Origin of the sequence: Providencia sp. PROV080 (assembly GCF_033688105.1) — a bacterium.
GTDB lineage: Bacteria > Pseudomonadota > Gammaproteobacteria > Enterobacterales > Enterobacteriaceae > Providencia > Providencia zhejiangensis.
On record NZ_CP096346.1, the window covers coordinates 2,938,345 to 2,958,188 of the forward strand.

At 40.6% G+C, this 19,844-nt stretch carries 15 protein-coding genes; 9 read left to right on the forward strand and 6 right to left on the reverse strand.

Annotated elements, in window-relative coordinates; translation table 11 throughout:
* Positions 1–14 precede the first annotated feature (14 nt).
* Both fldA and fur read left to right on the forward strand, forming a co-directional pair.
* Positions 15–542 carry a flavodoxin FldA gene (gene fldA / locus M1F03_RS13035; protein WP_154624616.1) on the forward strand — a complete coding sequence of 176 codons (528 nt, stop codon included), beginning with the start codon at positions 15–17 and terminating at the stop codon, positions 540–542.
* Between the two features lie 168 nt (positions 543–710).
* Positions 711–1,160: a ferric iron uptake transcriptional regulator gene (gene fur / locus M1F03_RS13040; RefSeq protein ID WP_154624615.1), complete on the forward strand. Its 450-nt coding sequence runs from the start codon at positions 711–713 to the stop codon at positions 1,158–1,160.
* Between the two features lie 552 nt (positions 1,161–1,712).
* On the opposite strand, the gene M1F03_RS13045 is transcribed toward fur, so the two are convergent.
* A complete protein-coding gene (locus M1F03_RS13045; protein WP_318839950.1) occupies positions 1,713–4,391 on the reverse strand; it encodes a beta-N-acetylhexosaminidase in 2,679 nt (892 codons plus the stop codon).
* A gap of 68 nt (positions 4,392–4,459) precedes the next feature.
* Positions 4,460–5,857, reverse strand: a complete 1,398-nt coding sequence (gene chiP / locus M1F03_RS13050; RefSeq protein ID WP_410240739.1) for a chitoporin ChiP — start codon at positions 5,855–5,857, stop codon at positions 4,460–4,462.
* 454 nt (positions 5,858–6,311) lie between these two features.
* Between chiP and M1F03_RS13055 the strand changes: the two genes are divergently transcribed.
* Positions 6,312–7,775, forward strand: a complete 1,464-nt coding sequence (locus tag M1F03_RS13055) for an MFS transporter (RefSeq protein ID WP_251464502.1) — start codon at positions 6,312–6,314, stop codon at positions 7,773–7,775.
* A 27-nt stretch (positions 7,776–7,802) separates the two neighbouring features.
* Here the strand turns inward: M1F03_RS13055 and ansB are convergent, their stop codons facing one another.
* On the reverse strand, positions 7,803–8,846 hold the full coding sequence (gene ansB / locus M1F03_RS13060) for an L-asparaginase 2 (protein WP_154624610.1): 1,044 nt from the start codon (positions 8,844–8,846) through the stop codon (positions 7,803–7,805).
* A 194-nt stretch (positions 8,847–9,040) separates the two neighbouring features.
* Here ansB and ycaO point away from each other — a divergent pair, with 194 nt between their 5' ends.
* The 4 genes from ycaO to pflA all read left to right on the forward strand — a co-directional run bounded on the left by ycaO (position 9,041) and on the right by pflA (position 15,393).
* Positions 9,041–10,795 carry a 30S ribosomal protein S12 methylthiotransferase accessory factor YcaO gene (gene ycaO / locus M1F03_RS13065; protein WP_154624609.1) on the forward strand — a complete coding sequence of 585 codons (1,755 nt, stop codon included), beginning with the start codon at positions 9,041–9,043 and terminating at the stop codon, positions 10,793–10,795.
* 343 nt (positions 10,796–11,138) lie between these two features.
* A complete protein-coding gene (focA, locus tag M1F03_RS13070) occupies positions 11,139–11,996 on the forward strand; it encodes a formate transporter FocA (protein WP_251464503.1) in 858 nt (285 codons plus the stop codon).
* A 70-nt stretch (positions 11,997–12,066) separates the two neighbouring features.
* Entirely contained in the window at positions 12,067–14,349 is a 2,283-nt protein-coding gene (gene pflB, locus M1F03_RS13075; protein WP_154623618.1) for a formate C-acetyltransferase, read from the forward strand.
* A gap of 249 nt (positions 14,350–14,598) precedes the next feature.
* Positions 14,599–15,393 carry a pyruvate formate lyase 1-activating protein gene (pflA, locus tag M1F03_RS13080; protein WP_154623617.1) on the forward strand — a complete coding sequence of 265 codons (795 nt, stop codon included), beginning with the start codon at positions 14,599–14,601 and terminating at the stop codon, positions 15,391–15,393.
* A gap of 37 nt (positions 15,394–15,430) precedes the next feature.
* On the opposite strand, the gene M1F03_RS13085 is transcribed toward pflA, so the two are convergent.
* Positions 15,431–16,057 (reverse strand): LysE family translocator, encoded by a 627-nt coding sequence (locus tag M1F03_RS13085; RefSeq protein ID WP_251464504.1) that lies wholly within the window; start codon positions 16,055–16,057, stop codon positions 15,431–15,433.
* 35 nt (positions 16,058–16,092) lie between these two features.
* The gene (locus tag M1F03_RS13090; protein ID WP_154623615.1) at positions 16,093–16,515 is read right to left on the reverse strand and encodes a DUF2000 domain-containing protein; all 423 of its coding nucleotides are present in this window, start codon (positions 16,513–16,515) and stop codon (positions 16,093–16,095) included.
* Between the two features lie 168 nt (positions 16,516–16,683).
* On the opposite strand from M1F03_RS13090, the gene M1F03_RS13095 reads away from it, so the two are divergent.
* A complete protein-coding gene (locus M1F03_RS13095; protein ID WP_154623614.1) occupies positions 16,684–17,157 on the forward strand; it encodes an Lrp/AsnC family transcriptional regulator in 474 nt (157 codons plus the stop codon).
* A 369-nt stretch (positions 17,158–17,526) separates the two neighbouring features.
* Positions 17,527–18,354 carry a BPSS1780 family membrane protein gene (locus M1F03_RS13100; protein WP_251464505.1) on the forward strand — a complete coding sequence of 276 codons (828 nt, stop codon included), beginning with the start codon at positions 17,527–17,529 and terminating at the stop codon, positions 18,352–18,354.
* Between the two features lie 168 nt (positions 18,355–18,522).
* Here M1F03_RS13100 and serS read toward each other — a convergent pair whose 3' ends face one another.
* Positions 18,523–19,812: a serine--tRNA ligase gene (gene serS, locus M1F03_RS13105; protein ID WP_154623158.1), complete on the reverse strand. Its 1,290-nt coding sequence runs from the start codon at positions 19,810–19,812 to the stop codon at positions 18,523–18,525.
* Positions 19,813–19,844 lie beyond the last annotated feature (32 nt).

Below are 19,844 nucleotides of genomic sequence, written 5' to 3' on the forward strand. Positions count from 1 at the left end.
AGGTTATTCACTTTATGGCAGTCATAGGCATTTTCTTCGGTAGTGACACTGGTAATACAGAAAATATTGCCAAGATGATCCAAAAGAGATTAGGCAGTGAGAACGCTGAAGTTCATGATATTGCTAAATGCAGCAAAGAAGATATTGAAGCATTCGATATTCTACTTCTCGGTATCCCAACTTGGTATTACGGCGAAGCTCAATGTGATTGGGATGACTTTTTCCCAACCCTCGAAGAAATTGATTTTGATGGCAAACTTGTCGCGCTATTTGGCTGTGGTGACCAAGAAGACTACGCAGAATACTTCTGTGATGCAATGGGGACCATTCGCGATATTATTGAACCACGTGGCGCTGTCATTGTCGGTCATTGGCCTACAGATGGCTACCATTTTGAAGTGTCTAAAGGTATGGCAGATGATAATCACTTTATCGGCCTTGCTATTGATGAAGACCGCCAGCCTGAGCTGACTGAAGAACGCGTTGATGCATGGGTACAACAAATTTCAGAAGAGATGTCTCTAGCCGAAATTTTGGGCTAAGCTGACGATAGAAATAAAATGAAACTATTATAATAATGAGACAGAGCATGGTTTCTATTTTTTATTTCCATGCCTATAATTGTAAATCAGTTTCGATGACAACTGAGCTTATGTTAAAAATGTCTCATTATTGTTAAATTTATGATTTAAGATACAGGACAAACCCGCATGACAGACAACAACAAAGCATTGAAGAATGCTGGACTCAAAGTCACTCTTCCAAGATTAAAGATATTGGAAGTACTTCAGGAGCCTGAGTGCCATCACGTCAGTGCGGAAGATCTCTATAAAAAACTCATTGATATGGGCGAAGAGATCGGTCTGGCTACGGTATACCGCGTATTGAACCAATTTGATGATGCTGGCATTGTCACACGTCATAACTTTGAAGGCGGTAAATCCGTTTTTGAACTGACTCAACAGCACCACCACGATCATCTGATTTGTTTAGATTGTGGTAAAGTTATCGAATTCTCTGATAAATCCATTGAAGAACGTCAGACCAATATTGCTGCACGCCATGGTATTAAACTCTCTAACCACAGCTTGTACCTATATGGTCACTGTGCTGATGGCGATTGCCGCGAAAATGCGGATGCTCACGAAGCAAAAGAGTAATTTAATGGTTGAAAAACCATTAACATAATTCATAAAAAGGAACGTATTTAGCTCCTTATATATATACTGATAAACCTCATGAATCACATGGGGTTTTCTTTTATTTATCGCTAAATACTGACGCATGTCTTGCGTCAGCTTGCCTTGTTTATCAAGAAAAACATCCTGAGTCATCATCTCTCCCATCCTTCTATTTTCCAATCATCGATTTCATGACAAAACAGACGTTAATCAAACAGTCGCATCATTATATTGTGTCTATAAACTCAGCTAACTATAAATAGCTAACCAGTTTACGATGAACTTGATGGTGCGATTGTCAGGGAAAGGTGTATTAGAAAAGATAAAGCACCTAAGTGCCAATGACGAGATTACTGAGTCTCCTCAAAATACATGTCGTCTGGATATAGAAAAAAGCGGTGTCTATTGAAGCTGAAAGCGTTAATTTCTTGGCAATCATCGTCTATTAAACATACACGAGTACTGTAATAGGCGGTTAAACCTAGCATTTAAAAAGGTGGTACGCTCTGGCACCACCCTCATAGCCTCTCGTTATTTTTGCACCACCGTTTCTACACGACTTGTTCTTGTTCCTGCTGGGTTTTTGGCTCGTACTTTTACATTACCCTTAACCTTTGGAGGCTTTTGTGCTGAATACGTTTGCCAATGGTCGCTATCTGCTAAAGCATATTCAATCACTAAACCTGGATAACTGATATTGGCGAGTAAAAGGCCATTTTCAATTTTCGCACCAGGCACAGGGATACGATAAGCCACCCCTGCTCTATCTAGACGGGGTAACTCTTTCATACCAACGAGACTCGCAAAACGGCTCCAATCATCTGCCAGTTTTTGCTGTGAAACATAATTGGTTTTACCGCCGATATATTCACGACCTATTTGGTACTGATTTTCCCATTGCGCTTTATGCCATGCCCTTTCAGCTAAAGGCAGGATGCGAGGAAATAGCATGTATTCCGCCTTATCATCCGTCCTTACAGCTTCGCTCCATAGTTGTCCAGAAAGACCATAGACACCTGGCCATGGCTTATCACTTTTCGCACTAAATGAGTTACCATCCCTATCAACGGAAGTTTCCGCATTTTGCGGTAAATTATCAGGCGCAAAAGAAAAGATTTTTTGTTCGTCACTCGCTCGGGTCGCCCAGTAATAGCCACTTTCATTTGGATTGACTTCATAAGGCATATCTAAATACACATAGTCAGGGTTCGAAATGACCACTTGATAACCTTTATTAGCCCAATCATTCGCCGAATCGAATCCTCCCCAATACAGCGTATCCCAGAAGTTAACCCTGACATTATCCGTTGCAAAATCGTTTGCACTAGAAGCATCTTTCAAACCATCCTGCCAAGCCTGCATTGTTGTCACCCCTTTTTGCTGTAAACTTTCACTCACTTGTTTAGCAAAATGGCTGGAGAGATGATCAAAGTCACTCACATCACCTCGCTTGATCAATGCCTGACACGCTTCCGATTTCGCCCATGGCTTATCTTCTATTTGTTTATCGATTATGCCTTTGCCCAGTTCGATATTGCCTGCTTTATCTTGGAAACCCGCACCTAAACGAATATTTTTCGCTTCATCACCACCAAAGTGCCATGTTTTTAATGGAACCCCCGCCTCCTTGTGCATTTGCATAACCTCACTGACCACTTTATTAACAAAGTTTTTAGAGGAATCTAAACAAGGATTTAAATAACTGCGTTTATCGTAGAATTGGACAGAGGTTGTTACTGATGTATCCGATGGATCAACTAAGCGGTATTCACTCGCGGCGGCCTCATTGCCAGCCGCTTTTAATTTGTTATAACGAGCTTCCATTGAAACAACGGCGGCACGGGCATGTGCAGGCATATCTATTTCAGGGATGACCTCAATATTACGATCTTTGGCATAGCGTAAAATGTCAATATAGTCATCACGGGTAAAATAGCCGCTTCCCATATTATTATTCTCTGCCCCCGATCCTAACTGCGGTAATAAACACGTTTGTTCATCCAAATCATGACAGCGTTGGCTTCCCACCTCTGTAAGCTCAGGTAACCCCGGAATTTCAATTCGCCATCCTTCATCATCGGTTAAGTGAAAGTGGAATTTATTTAATTTATAACGAGACATTTGGTCAATTAAACGTTTAACCATCTGTTTACTATGGAAGTTTCTTCCTACATCTAAAAATACTCCTCGATAATCCATACGAGGTTTATCTTTCACAATCATTGTCGCCACACTAGGCCTATCGGCTTCTGTTACGGCAGAAAGCAGTGATTGCATACCATAGAATAAGCCGACATGGTCATAACCAATAATTTCAGCCTGTTGTGGTGTGATCACTAACTCATATGCACCACTGACTTGATTCTCTGGCGCGAACTGTCTAGGTGCGATCTTCCCGAGTATAGGGAATCCCTGAACATTCTGTTTTAATTTGACCTGTTGTAAATGCTCATTAATGACAGCTAATTCTCCCTGAGTCAGGCCATCAAGTTGTAATTTAACACCGTTGGAAAGATCCGCATTCCCTTCTTGTATCTTAATATCGAGTGGCGTCGGTAAGATTTGTCCTCGTAACTGTTGCTCAGATAATGTTTGCAAAGAAAGATTTTTTTGGTAACGATTTTCGGGGGTCATTAAGACATTATTATCGGCTCCCGTTCTTTTCCAGTTTTTCATTTCAAATGGTGCAACGAACATGGTTGAGTCTTGAGTATCTGTGCTTTTCAAATTACGAGGTCGAGCATCACCCGAGGTCGCATACCAACGAGGCATAAAGTCAGAATAGCTCACTTGCCAATATTCCCCCGTCACTGGCAACACAATTTTTTCATGTGCTTTTATGCCATTAAACTGCTCAGTGGGGGTGATTTTATGCAAATCCCCCGTTAAATGGGTGATAGTAAACTGTGGGTTATCTTGTTTGAGTATTTGCCGAATACTATGAAAATAAAGTGCCCAATCAGCCGATTCAATCGCTCGATCACCATTGGTCAACGTAATATCAACGCGATTACAAGCCGCCCAATCCGCCCCAAGTGCAGCGCAATCCATGCCATGCTCACCTGCTTGGTTATCAACCACATTAATTTTTACATCGATATGACTTAATGCATCAACGATTTGATCCGATGTTTGCTCAGCATTCGCCATCGTAGAAATAAAGGTGGCTGAAATTAATAACGCTAAAGGATGTAAATAATGTCTTTTCATTGTGACCTCAATATTAAATTCAATTTAGCCACTGCCACATAATATTTTTAATAGCAGTGACCGTGCTATCAAAAAATAGTGAATGGCATCATCACCATAAACTTAATATCTTTTTCATCCTGAAATATATTACCGAACCCACCACCATAACTTGGAATATCGGTATGGTTATCATATTTAGTAAAGTGCAATTTAAATAAAGTATCTTTAGCTCTACCTGTTTGGATACTATATAAAATATCGATATTCCAAGCGCTTTCTCTTAATTTTACATCTTGGGCATATTGTGTATTGGTACTTGGTTTAGCATCCCAACCATAAATATAAGATGTACCTACTTTCCAACCAGCCAGATCCCAATGAGCTAAATCGTACATGACACCAGCAAAAACCGCTTTTTCATTATTCGCGTTATAATCTGAACGCCCATCCCACCAAATATCCAATCGACCATTTGATGTCGCGTAGCCTGGCGTCATGCGCTGTAAGAAATAGCCTTGATTACCTTTCGCTTTGGCGTAAGTTCCTTCCACGCGAAAATCAAATTGCTCGTAGGTATAACCTAATGTCACCGCCTGTAAGAAAGCGAGGCCATCATAAACATTATTCACTCCGCCATCAGATACCTTATCTTTTGCGCCATAGAATTGATAAGACATTCGTAAATCACGATTAACAATAGGTACCGCATAAGAGGCCTTTGCAAAATATTGATCTATATAGTCTTTAGCTTGTCCATAAGCCCCTTCTAATACCAATGAATTTTTAAAATCATATTTAAAACCAATAGATTGTAGATAGCTGATCCCTGTTTTACTGTCAGCTTCACGGAAGTTGTACATATCACGATACCAAGGGGCTTTATATCGGTCAGTCCACATATAGGACATGCTCAAAGCTCCCTTGTTTTCAAAATCAAATACCGCTCCGACTTCAATTCCTCGATAAGTACCGGGCATATAGCTCCAATGGGAAGCCAACAGTGTTTGTCCTGTGGGTTGGATATAGCCTCCTTTCCCCCAAAATGGACCATATTTCATTTTGGCAGCCGCTTTATAAACACTGACGCCGCTACGATCGCCTGACCATTTTTCATCCCAACGCGTTTTCGCATCACTAAAACCAATTTCATTAGGTGCCGCGGGACCACTATTTGATAATTCAATGGCAGTAAATGCCGCTAAATCTAAACCGATGAGATCCTGAAAATAACCTGAAGAATAATCAAGACTGGCATTTACGGTAGAATGCTTAAGGTTATCGGCATATTTTTTATATTTATCGCTTTCAGGGTTTAACTCTTTTCTAGAACGATCGCGTTGCCAATAATACAAACCGCCTTTAAGTGTTGAATCATCTAAAAATTGCTCAGAAAAACTTATTGGTTGATAACTCATAGGAAGAAGTGCGATGCCTATTTTAAGCACGAGCATCCCCCTGCCACGATTGACATTTTTATTAACCATTCGCTGTTTCCTCAGTTTTTATATTATTTTTTAGTGATAAGTTTCAGTAGTCGCCCATTAGGTAATTATTAATTTCAATAAACAAAATACGAGTACCTACTTAGCCTATTTTTCGCGACGCGAATTATCAAGGTTAAAAATATATTTATTCCTAAAATATGACCCAAGACACATTAATTTTTCTATTCATTCTCAGTGTTAATCATTCAAACCGATAATGTTTTTCGCATTAATATCCTGAATTAAAGATTAAACTTAGATAAAAAACCCTGTATTGAGGGTCCACTTAATACTTATTTCAATATAAAAAATAACATTCTTTGCCTGTAAGCGTTTCAATCAAACTTGCTAAGTTGATGCATAACTGCTTTAGTTGAGAACACGTTTTTTAATCACAAATAAACCAAGTGAATATTTCCATGTAAGCAAAGAAAAATGAAATTAGAGAGATACGATGGAACAATCGCACGAAAATATTGACGGGAAACATCAGGAAGGCTGGCGAACACTCCTTACTGGCAAAAATCTCTGTTTAACACTCGCCTTGTCCGGCGGTATATGCCTTCATGCTATTAACGTTTATATCACCATAACAACGCTGCCTTCTGTTGTACGGGATATTGGCGGCATTGATTTTTATGCCTGGAATACCACACTGTTTATCCTATCTTCGATTATTTCATCAGCATTAACATCACGACTTCTTAATTATTTTGGCCCAAGAAAAAGTTATGGCCTTGCTACATTGATTTTTCTGATCGGCTCAATGGTTTGTGCTATGACGCCTTCCATGCCTATCATGCTATTAGGCAGAGTTATTCAAGGTGTGGGTGGGGGTATTTTACTCACATTATCTTATTCCATGGTGCATATCGTATTTGCTCAGCACTTATGGTCGAGAGTATTAGCCATGATGTCGAGTATGTGGGGAATGGCAACGCTATTAGGCCCTGCTCTAGGGGGAATATTTGCTGAGTATGATGTGTGGCGAGGCGCTTTTTGGTGTCTAGTGGTGGTTGGTATCCCCTATCTATGGCTAACTTGGCGAGTATTACCTGCGCAAAATCCTAATGAACAATGCCCACAGCAACCTATACCACTGCAAGCGCTTTTATTGCTTTCCTTTGCTGTTCTCGCTATCTCTTTAGGAAATTTAAGCCAAGATAAATTTATTCCCATCGGGGGAATGTTAATCGCTATCTTATTGTGTGTACGACTTGTCATTATTGAACGCCGTGGACACAATACACTCTTCCCGCATGGCACATTTCATTTTTCCGCACAGCTCGCGCCAATCTACCTGACCATGGCACTACTTGGCCTAAGCGTACAGACTGAAGTTTTTGTTCCTTATTTTTTACAGATATTGCATGGCGTTGCCCCATTATTATCGGGTTATTTGGCTGCGCTTGTCGGCGCTGGTTGGTCAAGTGCGGCTATCTTGTCATCTTCTTTTAAACCGACTATTGCCGTTCGTATTATTCGTTTAGGCCCCCTATTCACACTTATCGGTTTAATCACACTTGCCTTATTCATGACGAAAATCATTCAGCTAGAGCAATTGCAAATATGGATAATTTGTCTCGCTTTATTTATCACAGGGGCAAGTATTGGCGCGGCATGGCCACATTTATTAACGCGAGTATTGCAAGTGTCAGTTGGCAGTGAATCCCAGAAAGCCTCTTCTGCGATTACAACATTACAGTTATTTTCTACCGCTTTCGGTGCCTCACTGGCAGGGATGATCGCAAATCTTGCAGGGCTTTCTGTACCTGGCGGGATGGATGGTGCAAAATCAGCGTCTCTTTGGTTATTTGTCTTATTTTCGTTAGTACCTTGCTTTGCATTAATCACGGCAAATATTGTCGCAAACAGGGTTAATTTGTCATCTAAAAATGAACAAGAGGGGCATAAATAGCCCCTCTTTGGTGACGTTATATCCGCATTAATATTTTTCAAATAATGATTGGATTTTTTGTGGATCTTGAGTTTCAGTCAGGGCGAGTTGCAATAAAATACGTGCTTTTTGCGGGTTCAATCGTTCTGAAGCCACAAAGCCATATAAGTTATCATCAACTTCGGCATTGCGTGTCGTGTAACCTGTTGGTACACGGCTCGAACGAACAACCACAATATCTTCTTTAGCTGCTGTGGCTAGCGCATCAAAAACCGTTTTATACATATTACCGTTTCCGACACCAGCGCTGACAATCCCTTTCGCTCCCTCTTCACGCAAAGCCTTGACAGGTGCGGCTGAAGCATTTGCATAGTTATAAACAATACCGACTAGAGGTAGCTTATCCAGTTTGCTCACATCAAAAGCTGCCTTCGTTGCCCTTGGTTCGGCTGGTTTATAAAAGGTTACTTTACCGTCATGGATAAAACCTTGTGGGCCAGCATTCACAGCATCAAACGCTTGTACTTCTGTGGTGCTCATTTTCACCACATCCCGTCCCTGAACGACTTTGTCATTCATGGCCATTAACACACCACGTTCACCAGCAGATTTATCCGCTGCCACCACCACTGCATTATAAAGATTAAGAGGGCCATCAGCACTCAATGCAGTTGATGGTCTCATTGCGCCAACTAGCACAATTGGTTTTTGGCAGGATGTTGTTAAATCAAGGAAAAACGCGGTTTCTTCTAATGTGTCTGTGCCATGAGTAATCACAAATCCATCGGTGTTATCACACTCTTGATTGATTTTTTTCGCTAATGTCAGCCACACCTGATCATTCATATCTTGAGAGCCAATATTGACGATCTGCTCACCTGTAAGATTGGCAATTTTTTTAATCTCAGGCACCGCATTAATAAGCGCATCAATCCCCACTTTACCGGCTTGATAGCTAGAAGATGTGGCTGAATCACCACCACCTGCAATCGTGCCTCCCGTTGCTAAGACCGTAATATTAGGTAATGCATACACCGATGCAGTACAGAGTGTGAGCGCTGTCGCCAGTAATACCTTTTTACCTTGTTTCATCCTATGACCTCTATTTTAAATAAACTTACGTTATTATGTGGAATTGAAACAGTATTTCCGTGATGCCTCTATCTATTTTAGATGAAATTATGAATATTTAGATGATTTACTCTAATAAGAATAAAAAGCGTGAGCAGACATGGAAAAATCCGTATCATAGGCCGCCTATACCCCTTTTTAACAAGTGATTGACCATGACCCAAACCTTTATCCCAGGCAAAGACGCCGCCCTTGAAGTGTCTATTGACGCTTTTCAAACTAAATTGAAAAAACTAGGCTTTGATATTGAAGAAGCCTCATGGCTAAATCCTGTGCCTAACGTTTGGTCAGTCCATATTCGCGACAAAGAGTGTCCGCTATGCTTTACCAACGGTAAAGGCGCCAGCAAAAAAGCCGCTCTCGCTTCTGCCCTTGGCGAATACTTCGAACGTTTATCCACTAACTACTTCTTTGCCGATTTTTATTTAGGCAAGTCTATTGCTGAAGGCGATTTTGTTCATTATCCAAATGAAAAATGGTTCCCACTCACCGATGATGATAGTTTGCCAGAAGGTATTTTAGATGCTCGCTTACGCCAATTTTATGATCCTGATGGTGCATTAGCAGGCAGTCAATTAATTGATTTGCAGTCAGGAAATGAAGAGCGAGGTATCTGTGCGCTACCTTTTACTCGCCAATCTGATAATCAAACCGTTTATATTCCAATGAATATTGTTGGTAACCTGTATGTGTCTAATGGCATGTCGGCAGGTAACACGGCAAATGAAGCACGTGTGCAAGGATTATCTGAAGTCTTTGAGCGTTTTGTGAAAAATCGTATTATTGCAGAAAGTATCAGCCTACCTGCAATCCCGACAGACGTTATGGCTCGCTACCCAAATGTTGTTGAAGCCGTTGAAACCTTAGAAAAAGAAGGCTTCCCAATCTTCTGTTATGACGCGTCTCTCGGCGGCCAATTTCCTGTGATCTGTGTTGTGCTATTTAATCCTCAAAATGGCACCTGTTTTGCTTCTTTTGGTGCGCATCCTGATTTTGGTGTTGCCTTAGAGCGTACAGTCACCGAACTGCTACAAGGCCGTGGCCTCAAAGATCTTGATGTGTTTAACGCGCCAACATTTGACGATGAAGAGGTGGCTGAACACACAAACTTAGAAACCCACTTCATTGACTCAAGTGGACTTATTAGCTGGGATCTGTTTAAAGATGAAGCCGATTACCCATTTGTTGATTGGAGTTTCAAAGGCACCACTCAAGAAGAGTTCGCCACATTGATGGGGATCTTTAATCAATTAGATGCGGAAGTGTATATCGCCGATTACCACCATTTAGGCGTCTATGCATGCCGTATTCTTGTGCCTGGTATGTCTGATATTTATCCCGTGGAAGATCTGCATATTGCCAACAATGCAATGGGCGCACATTTACGCGATACCATTATTAACCTGCCTGATAGTCAATGGGAAAAACAAGATTACCTCAATCTTATTGAGCAGCTTGACGATGAAGGCCTAGATGATTTTACTCGTGTACGTGAATTATTAGGTCTTGCCGTAGGCAAAGATAATGGCTGGAGTCACTTACGTATTGGCGAATTAAAGTCTATGTTAGCCTTAGCCGGTGGCGACCTTGAGCAAGCGCTCGCTTGGGTTGAGTGGACACAAGACTTTAACAGCTCCGTATTTACAGCTGAACGAGCGAATTATTACCGCTGTTTACACACCTTACTGTTATTAAATCAAGAAGAGCAGCGTGATAAGTCACAATACTACACTGCATTTGTTCGCATGTATGGTCAAAAAACTGTCGACGCCGCTTCCGCCGCTCTTTCAGGTGAATCATGCTTTTATGGTTTGTGGTCTATCGATGATGAATTAACGGCATTACCAGCACACCAAGCGTTACTTGCAGCCTATGAAAAACTGCAAAAAGCTAAACGTGAAAATGCCTAATCCTATTCTCGATCATCTTTTTAAGATAATGGCCTTTAGGCCATTATCTTCACATAAGCTAAATTAATTAAAAACACGTCTAAATTTGCAATATTTAGATAACAAATAGGCCCGTTTTTTTACTTGTATTTTGGGTTAAACGGTAAAACATAAAAATTTTTAGTAAATTTTAAAATTTATTTAATTTATATAAATCAAGAAGATAAATCAAAAATTAACTATTTTTCAACAATTTAAGTCGATTTCTTACGACAGTTCATGATCCATATCAAATTTCTCTGTTATGCCGTTTGTTACTATGATTGCGTGCTATAATTAATCAACTTTGTAAGAGAGTGTTAGTATGAAAGCTGACAACCCTTTTAATCTTTTGCCTCCTACTGTAATGGCTCAAGTTGCAGATGACTCTGGTGTCTACAAAGCCAACAAACATCCTGCAATTACATACTTGTCAGCATTCACTGCCGGTATCTTTATCTCAATCGCATTTGTTTTTTATATTACTGCGACCACTGGCGCACAAGCAGCTCCCTTCGGCTTTACCAAACTCATTGGTGGTGTCTGCTTCTCTCTTGGATTAATGCTCGTTGTCATATGCGGTGCAGATTTGTTTACTTCCACTGTATTGACCATTGTTTCCAAAGCAACAGGACGAATCACTTGGGGACAAATGTTTCTAAACTGGTTCAACGTGTATATTGGCAACCTGATTGGCGCACTGTTCTTTGTCGCGTTGATTTGGTTCGCTGGGCAATATACTGCGGCAAATGGTCAGTGGGGACTTAATGTCTTACAAACTGCCGATCATAAACTGCACCATACATTTATTGAGGCTGTTTGTTTAGGTATTTTAGCTAACTTAATGGTTTGTTTAGCTGTTTGGATGAGTTATTCAGGTCGTAGCCTAGCCGATAAATTATTGGTTCTTGTGCTCCCTGTCGCCATGTTCGTCGCTAGCGGCTTTGAACATAGCATCGCAAACATGTTTATGATCCCGCTAGGCATCATGATCAAAGAGTTTGCCCCTATTGAATTCTGGACACAGATTGGTGTTTCACCAGAACACTTTTCACAGTTAACTGTTAGTCATTTTATTACAGACAACCTTATACCAGTCACTATCGGTAACATTATTGGCGGCGCACTTTTAGTCGGCCTAATTTATTGGTTCATGCATTTACGTGGTGGCCAAAAACATTAATAGCCACTGACACTCACGAAAAGATTTATTAAGATCCTTAAAAGATCCATTGTTAAAAGGTAAAAGTATCATGTCAGAATTAAATGAAAAATTCGCTTTAGCATGGCAAGGTTTTAACCAAGGTAACTGGCAGGATAACGTCGATGTACGTGACTTCATCCAGAAAAACTATACTCCATATGAAGGTGACGAATCTTTCTTAGCAGGCTCTACCCCAGCAACTGATACGCTGTGGGACAAAGTCATGGAAGGAATCAAAATCGAGAACCGTACGCATGCGCCCGTTGATTTTGACACTGATGTTGCATCAACGATTACTTCCCATGATGCGGGTTATATCGCCAAAGATTTAGAACAAATCGTTGGTCTACAAACTGATGCACCTCTAAAACGTGGACTCATTCCATTCGGTGGGATCAAAATGGTTGAAGGTTCATGTAAAGCCTATGATCGTACTTTAGATCCTAGCCTGAAAAAAATCTTCACTGAATACCGTAAAACTCATAACCAAGGTGTTTTCGATGTCTATACACCAGACATCCTAAAATGCCGTAAATCAGGTATCTTAACCGGTTTACCTGATGCTTATGGTCGTGGTCGTATCATCGGTGACTACCGTCGTGTAGCTCTGTATGGTATTGATTACTTAATGAAAGATAAGTTTAATCAGTTTGGTTCACTGCAAGAAAGATTAGAAAAAGGTGAAGACTTGCAGATGACCATCCAACTGCGTGAAGAAATTGCTGAGCAACACCGCGCATTGGGTCAAATCAAAGAGATGGCTGCAAAATATGGCTATGACATCTCTGGTCCTGCAACTAACGCAAAAGAAGCCGTTCAGTGGACTTATTTCGCTTACTTAGCGGCTGTGAAATCGCAAAACGGCGCAGCAATGTCATTTGGTCGTGTTTCAACCTTCTTAGACGTCTATATTCAGCGTGACCTTGAAGCAGGTAAACTGACTGAACAAGAAGCGCAAGAGCTAATCGACCACTTAGTCATGAAACTGCGTATGGTACGTTTCCTACGTACGCCTGAGTATGATGAACTGTTCTCTGGTGACCCAATCTGGGCAACAGAATCACTGGCAGGTATGGGTCTTGACGGCCGTACGCTGGTGACTAAAAACACATTCCGTTTCCTGAACACGCTGTATACCATGGGCCCATCTCCAGAGCCTAACATGACTATCCTGTGGTCAGAGCAACTGCCGATTAGCTTCAAAAAATTCGCGGCAAAAGTGTCTATCGATACTTCATCGGTTCAGTATGAGAACGATGACCTAATGCGCCCTGACTTCAACAATGACGACTATGCTATCGCATGTTGCGTAAGCCCAATGATCGTTGGTAAACAAATGCAGTTCTTCGGTGCTCGCGCTAACTTAGCGAAAACCATGCTATACACTATCAACGGTGGTGTGGACGAAAAACTGAAAATGCAAGTTGGTCCTAAACATGCACCAATCATGGATGAAGTCCTTGACTTCGATACTGTGATGGATCGCATGGATCACTTCATGGACTGGTTGGCAACTCAATATGTCACTGCGCTGAACATCATCCACTATATGCATGACAAATACAGCTATGAAGCTGCATTGATGGCACTGCATGATCGTGATGTCTACCGTACAATGGCTTGTGGTATCGCGGGTCTCTCTGTTGCAGCTGACTCACTGTCTGCTATCAAATACGCCAAAGTTAAACCAATTCGTGATGAAGACGGTATTGCTATTGACTTTGAAATTGAAGGTGAATACCCACAATTCGGTAACAACGACTCACGTGTCGATGATATCGCTTGCGACTTAGTTGAACGTTTCATGAAGAAAATTCAGAAACTGCCTACTTATCGTAATGCAGTACCAACTCAGTCAATCCTAACCATCACGTCTAACGTGGTTTATGGTAAGAAAACAGGTAACACCCCAGATGGTCGTCGTGCAGGCGCTCCATTCGGACCAGGTGCGAACCCAATGCACGGTCGTGACCAAAAAGGTGCGGTTGCTTCACTGACTTCCGTTGCTAAACTGCCATTTGCTTACGCGAAAGATGGTATTTCTTATACCTTCTCTATCGTACCAAATGCGTTAGGTAAAGATGATGAAGTACGTAAGGCTAACCTAGCCGGTTTGATGGATGGTTACTTCCACCATGAAGCGTCTATCGAAGGCGGTCAGCACCTGAACGTTAACGTGATGAACCGTGAAATGTTGTTGGATGCGATGGAAAACCCAGAGAAGTATCCTCAGTTAACCATCCGTGTTTCTGGTTATGCAGTGCGTTTTAACTCACTGACTAAAGAGCAACAACAAGACGTTATTACTCGTACTTTCACTAGTTCAATGTAATAATGAGCATCATAAATTAATAAAATAACTAAAAAGCCCCAACCATGGGGCTTTTTTAGAACTAAACCCGAATATTTTAAGCTATTGGTCACTGAAAGTTGTTTTCACATAATAAATAACCAATAAATCTACAGTTCAAATTATTAATGATGAATACCTTAAATAATTCGAGTTGTAAGTAAGCGGCCACTCAATAGCCTTATTCTCCACCGCTTGAAGTATGACGGGTCTTTTTTTGGAGTTCCTGCTATGTCGACAACAACCAATACGATTCCAACCACAGATATCAGTACCACTTCACCGCCTGCAACTCTCGGGCGTATCCACTCCTTTGAGTCTTGTGGGACCGTTGATGGGCCTGGAATACGCTTTATTGTCTTCTTTCAAGGTTGTTTAATGCGTTGTTTATACTGCCACAACCGTGATACTTGGGACACTCATACTGGCAAAATGGTCACTGTCGAAGAGTTAATGAAAGAAGCTGTGACATATCGCCATTTTATGAATGCGAGTGGTGGCGGTGTAACGGCATCCGGTGGTGAAGCGATTTTACAAGCAGAGTTCGTTCGTGACTGGTTCCGTGCATGTAAAACACAAAATATCCATACCTGCCTTGATACTAACGGTTTTGTTCGTCGCTATGATCCCGTTATCGATGAGCTTATGGATGCCACTGATTTAGTCATGCTGGATTTAAAACAGCTTAATGATGAGATACACCAAACTTTAGTCGGCGTCTCTAACCATCGTACACTTGAATTCGCGCGTTATCTTGCCAAACGTAACCAAAAAACATGGGTACGTTATGTGGTTGTTCCAGGATGGAGTGATGATGACCATTCCGTACATCTCTTAGGTGAATTCACCAAGGATATGAAAAATATCGAGAAAATCGAATTACTTCCTTACCACGAACTGGGTAAACACAAGTGGGAAACCATGGGGGAAGAATATAAACTCGATGGTGTAAAACCACCTTCAAAAGAGAGCATGGAACGCGTGAAAAGTATCCTAGAAAGCTACGGCCACAAGGTAATGTATTGACAATAATGGCTCTACCCTCGCGTAGAGCCACTCTTATTTATTGTGTCTTGAATAACATACCTATTGCAGCAGCAGCCATCATCAATGCCGTTCCTCTAAATATTATCCTTTGTGATCGTCTACTCGATAAGAACTGGCTCGCTTTCTTAGCTCCCAAAATAAATACCATTCCGACTAAAAGTAATATTGATAATGTAATCGGTATTAATATTGTGCTCCAAATTGTTATGGTAATCTCATTCAAAGAAATCACTAAAGGTAATATCGCCATATAAAAAGCGATTGTTTTTGGATTACTTAAGGTGATCATCAGCCCTGAAGCACCGATTATCGCGAATTGTTTTGTTGAGATAGAATCTGAAGTCTTTAATGGTTGAATATCCTGTCGCCATAATGAATATGCTAACCATAATAAATACAAGGCGGCTCCCCAATAAATAACATTAAAAATAATAGCTAAATGATCTGCGACCAAAACCAAGCCAAATATCGCAAACGAAAGATAAAGAATATCCCCCAATATTAATCCACTCAGTAGTGCAAAACCCATTACAACCCCTCCATTCAAGGTACGTGCGACGACGGCCGTCATTCCAGGTCCCGGAATAATGGCAGCAATAGCCAACGCACTCCCATAAGAGAGTAACTGTGTGATGCTTATCATATTATTAACCTATAAAAGAGTGGTGAGATAATCGCTTATTTAAATAACGATAAATTTCCCGTTAATTTATTTATCTTATTTTTTTTACCCACTAAACCAATAGCCGCTAATTGAATATCTTGATCTAGAGTACTCATTAATCTGAGCTTATACTCATCATAGTTTTTACAGGACTGAGCAATTAGACTAAAAGGTAATAAATAAACATCTTCAATGTCATAACACTCTTTTTGTATTTGTTTAATTCGATCAGCAGAACCTTTTAATATTGGTAATGATGCTAGAATGACGCCGGGATAATGAATATTATCTGCACTCGCCAAATCTTGCCCTATCAGTTGTTCAATTTTATTCCCAATGCCAACACCGATAATACTTGCTGCATTCATAGCTAAGCCTAACGCTAAGTCTTGATTAATAATAATGGCACAACGATGAGTAGATACATCAAATTGCATACTTGCCTCTTTAATTCATAATGGGAAGTGACTTCATACGACAAGGTGTAATACGCGATAATTATGGCATCAATAAATAGAAATTTGTTGTCTATCTTATCTATAGTAGAGTAACAAAAAGAAATAATTGACCGGTGATTCGCCAAATTAAGCAAGGAAATTCCCATTATGGCCATAGATAAGACAGAAATAAAAATTCTTCAGTTACTGCAAGATGATGCCCGCATCACCAATCAGGTATTAGCAGACAAAGTGGGTATGTCGGCCTCGCCATGCTGGCGCCGAGTCCGTAAATTGGAAGAGGATGATGTTATTCAAGGCTATCGTGCTATTCTCAACCGTAAAAAAATTGGTTTAGGCGTGATGGTATTTGTCAGAGTAACAATCGATAGTCATAGTGAAACAGAAGCCAAAAAGTTTGAGCAAGAAGTCAGTGAATTAGAAAATGTGGTTTCATGCTACAGTATTGGTGGTGATGCGGACTTCTTATTACAAGTTGTCTCACATGATTTAGATTCCTATGCCGATTTTGCGATGTCAGTGATCCGCCGACTTCCGGGGATTAAGGAGATGCAAAGTATGTTCGTACTTAAAGAAATTAAGCCATTAGTTTCTTATCCCGTAACAACAGTAAATAGTTAACGAATATTATTACTGATAAATTTTTGTGAGTTGTAAAAACGGCTCACTTTTATTTAGCTTATTCTTCCTCATGTTTAAAATATCCGTTTAGACCTTTTGTCATATTTTTAGTACTAATACTCAAAAAATGCATAAAAAAGGATAAATATTTGTATAACCATCTAATAAAAACCCTATTCCCAACTCTTTACATTGAATTTTTCTTCCCAGAATAGTCTGCTTTGAATAAATTTTATTTAACTACATAATCATGCACGGCACACGGTACTTGAATAACTCAAGTATATTTTTATTTATTATTTAAATTTTGACCATATTTCCATTAAAAACATTACACTTTCATTACACATTACGGGTTATTTTTCTATCATGAATAACGAAAATTTCGATTCCCAAAATGCACCTGCATCTTCTGTAAACAAACAACCCCCTATGGATAATTCTGTATTTCTCGCTGAGCCAAGAGCTGTTGATGCTGGCGAAGGAATTAATTGGATTAGCCAAGCATGGGCTATGGTTAAAGAAAAGTTAGGTATGTGGGTACTGATTAATATTATTTTCTTTGCTTTTATCTTAGTTCTTTCAATGATCCCATTGGTGAATTTCTTTGTGACTTTCGTAAGCCCAATTCTTATTGGTGGTATCATTGCTATCTGTGAAAAACAGCGTACAACAGGTGAAGTCGATATTGGTACCTTATTTGCTGGTTTCCAAACGAAATTTGGTGCTCTATTTGCTGTCGGCGCAATTAACTTTGCTGTGACACTCGTTGGTGGTTTTATTGCAACCATGATCGGGGGTACGGCATTAATGGCTGTTCTATTAGAAGCAGGTCAAGGTGGACAAATTTCACCAGAAGCTATCTTTGCTTTAGGTGGTTCATTCTTCTATATCGCCATCATTATGGCCATCACTGGTATCGTCGCTGCCGCAATGACTTGGTTCGCTCCTGCTCTTATCATGAACCATAATTTCAAAGTAGGTGCAGCGATCTCTGCAAGCCTAAAAGCGGTCAGTAAAAATATCCTTCCAGGTATTCTATTCTTTATCGTGATTACCATCATTCTGTTTGTTTCCGCAATCCCATTCGGATTAGGTCTTTTAATCACGATGCCTATCATGTGTGTTTGTTATTACACTTCCTACCGTAACCTATTCTTTGCACAAAATGATGATAAACAAAAATTAATTAACTAAGTTTATCCTCTTTCGTTTTGACTGAAATTAGAGGCTACAAATCAAAACCACCCACTCGGGTGGTTTTATATTTGAGCCTCTAATAGAATGCAAACGGGCAAATACCGTCAAAATAATAACGCCACTAAAAAGTGGCGTTATTATTTCTAGTTAATTTAACTCAATCAATTAGCCGATATATTCGAGGCCTTTCATGTATGGACGTAATACTTCAGGCACTTCAATACGACCATCTGCTAATTGGTAGTTTTCCAATACAGCAACTAATGTACGGCCCACAGCCAAGCCTGAGCCATTCAGTGTATGCACCAATTGAGTTTTCTTATCACCCTTACTGCGGAAACGAGCTTGCATACGACGTGCTTGGAAATCCCACATATTCGAGCAAGAAGAGATTTCACGATACGTATTTTGAGCAGGCAGCCAAACTTCTAAGTCATAAGTTTTACGCGAACCAAAACCAATATCCCCCGTGCAAAGGATCACTTTGCGATACGGCAGTTTTAGCAGTTGTAGAACTTTCTCAGCATGACCGGTTAGCTCTTCTAACGCTTCCATCGATTTTTCTGGATGAACCACTTGCACTAATTCTACTTTATCGAATTGGTGCATACGGATAAGACCACGCGTATCACGGCCATAAGAACCCGCCTCGGAACGGAAGCAAGGTGTATGCGCTGTCATTTTCAGTGGTAATGCATCTTCTTCAAGGATCTCATCACGAACTAAGTTAGTCACAGGAACCTCAGCCGTCGGGATCAACGCATAAGTGCTTTCTGCTTCTTCTTCCAGCGGCTTAGTATGGAATAGATCTTCACCGAATTTAGGTAATTGGCCTGTACCATAAAGCGTATCATGGTTAACCAAGTAAGGAACATACAACTCTTGGTAGCCATGTTGCTCAGTATGTAGATCCAACATAAACTGTGCCAGTGCGCGATGTAAACGAGCTATTTGCCCTTTCATCACCACAAAACGTGCACCTGTGAGTTTAACCGCAGCTGGAAAATCTAATCCGCCCGCTAGTTCACCGAGGCTAACATGGTCTTTAACCTCAAAATCATATTGGCGAGGTTCTCCCCAACGAGCCACCTCAACGTTATCTGAATCATCTTTACCATCAGGTACAGCATCATCAGGCATATTTGGGATGCTTAATGCAATATCACGGATTTCTTGTTGTAGCTTATCTAGTGCTACCTTCGCGGCATCCAATTTTTCGCCTAACTGATTCACTTCCTGACGTAAAGGCTCAATATCTTCACCGCGCGCCTTAGCGGCACCAATGGATTTCGATCGCGAGTTACGCTCTGCTTGCAGGGATTCAGTTTCAACTTGTAAAACTTTGCGGCGTTCTTCTAATTCACGCAGCTTTTCCACATCAAGGGTAAAACCCCTGCGAGCCAGTTTTTCAGCAACCGCGTCTAGCTCCGTACGCAGTAAATTGGGATCGAGCATGCTTATCCTGTGATTATTGTTAGTAAATATTG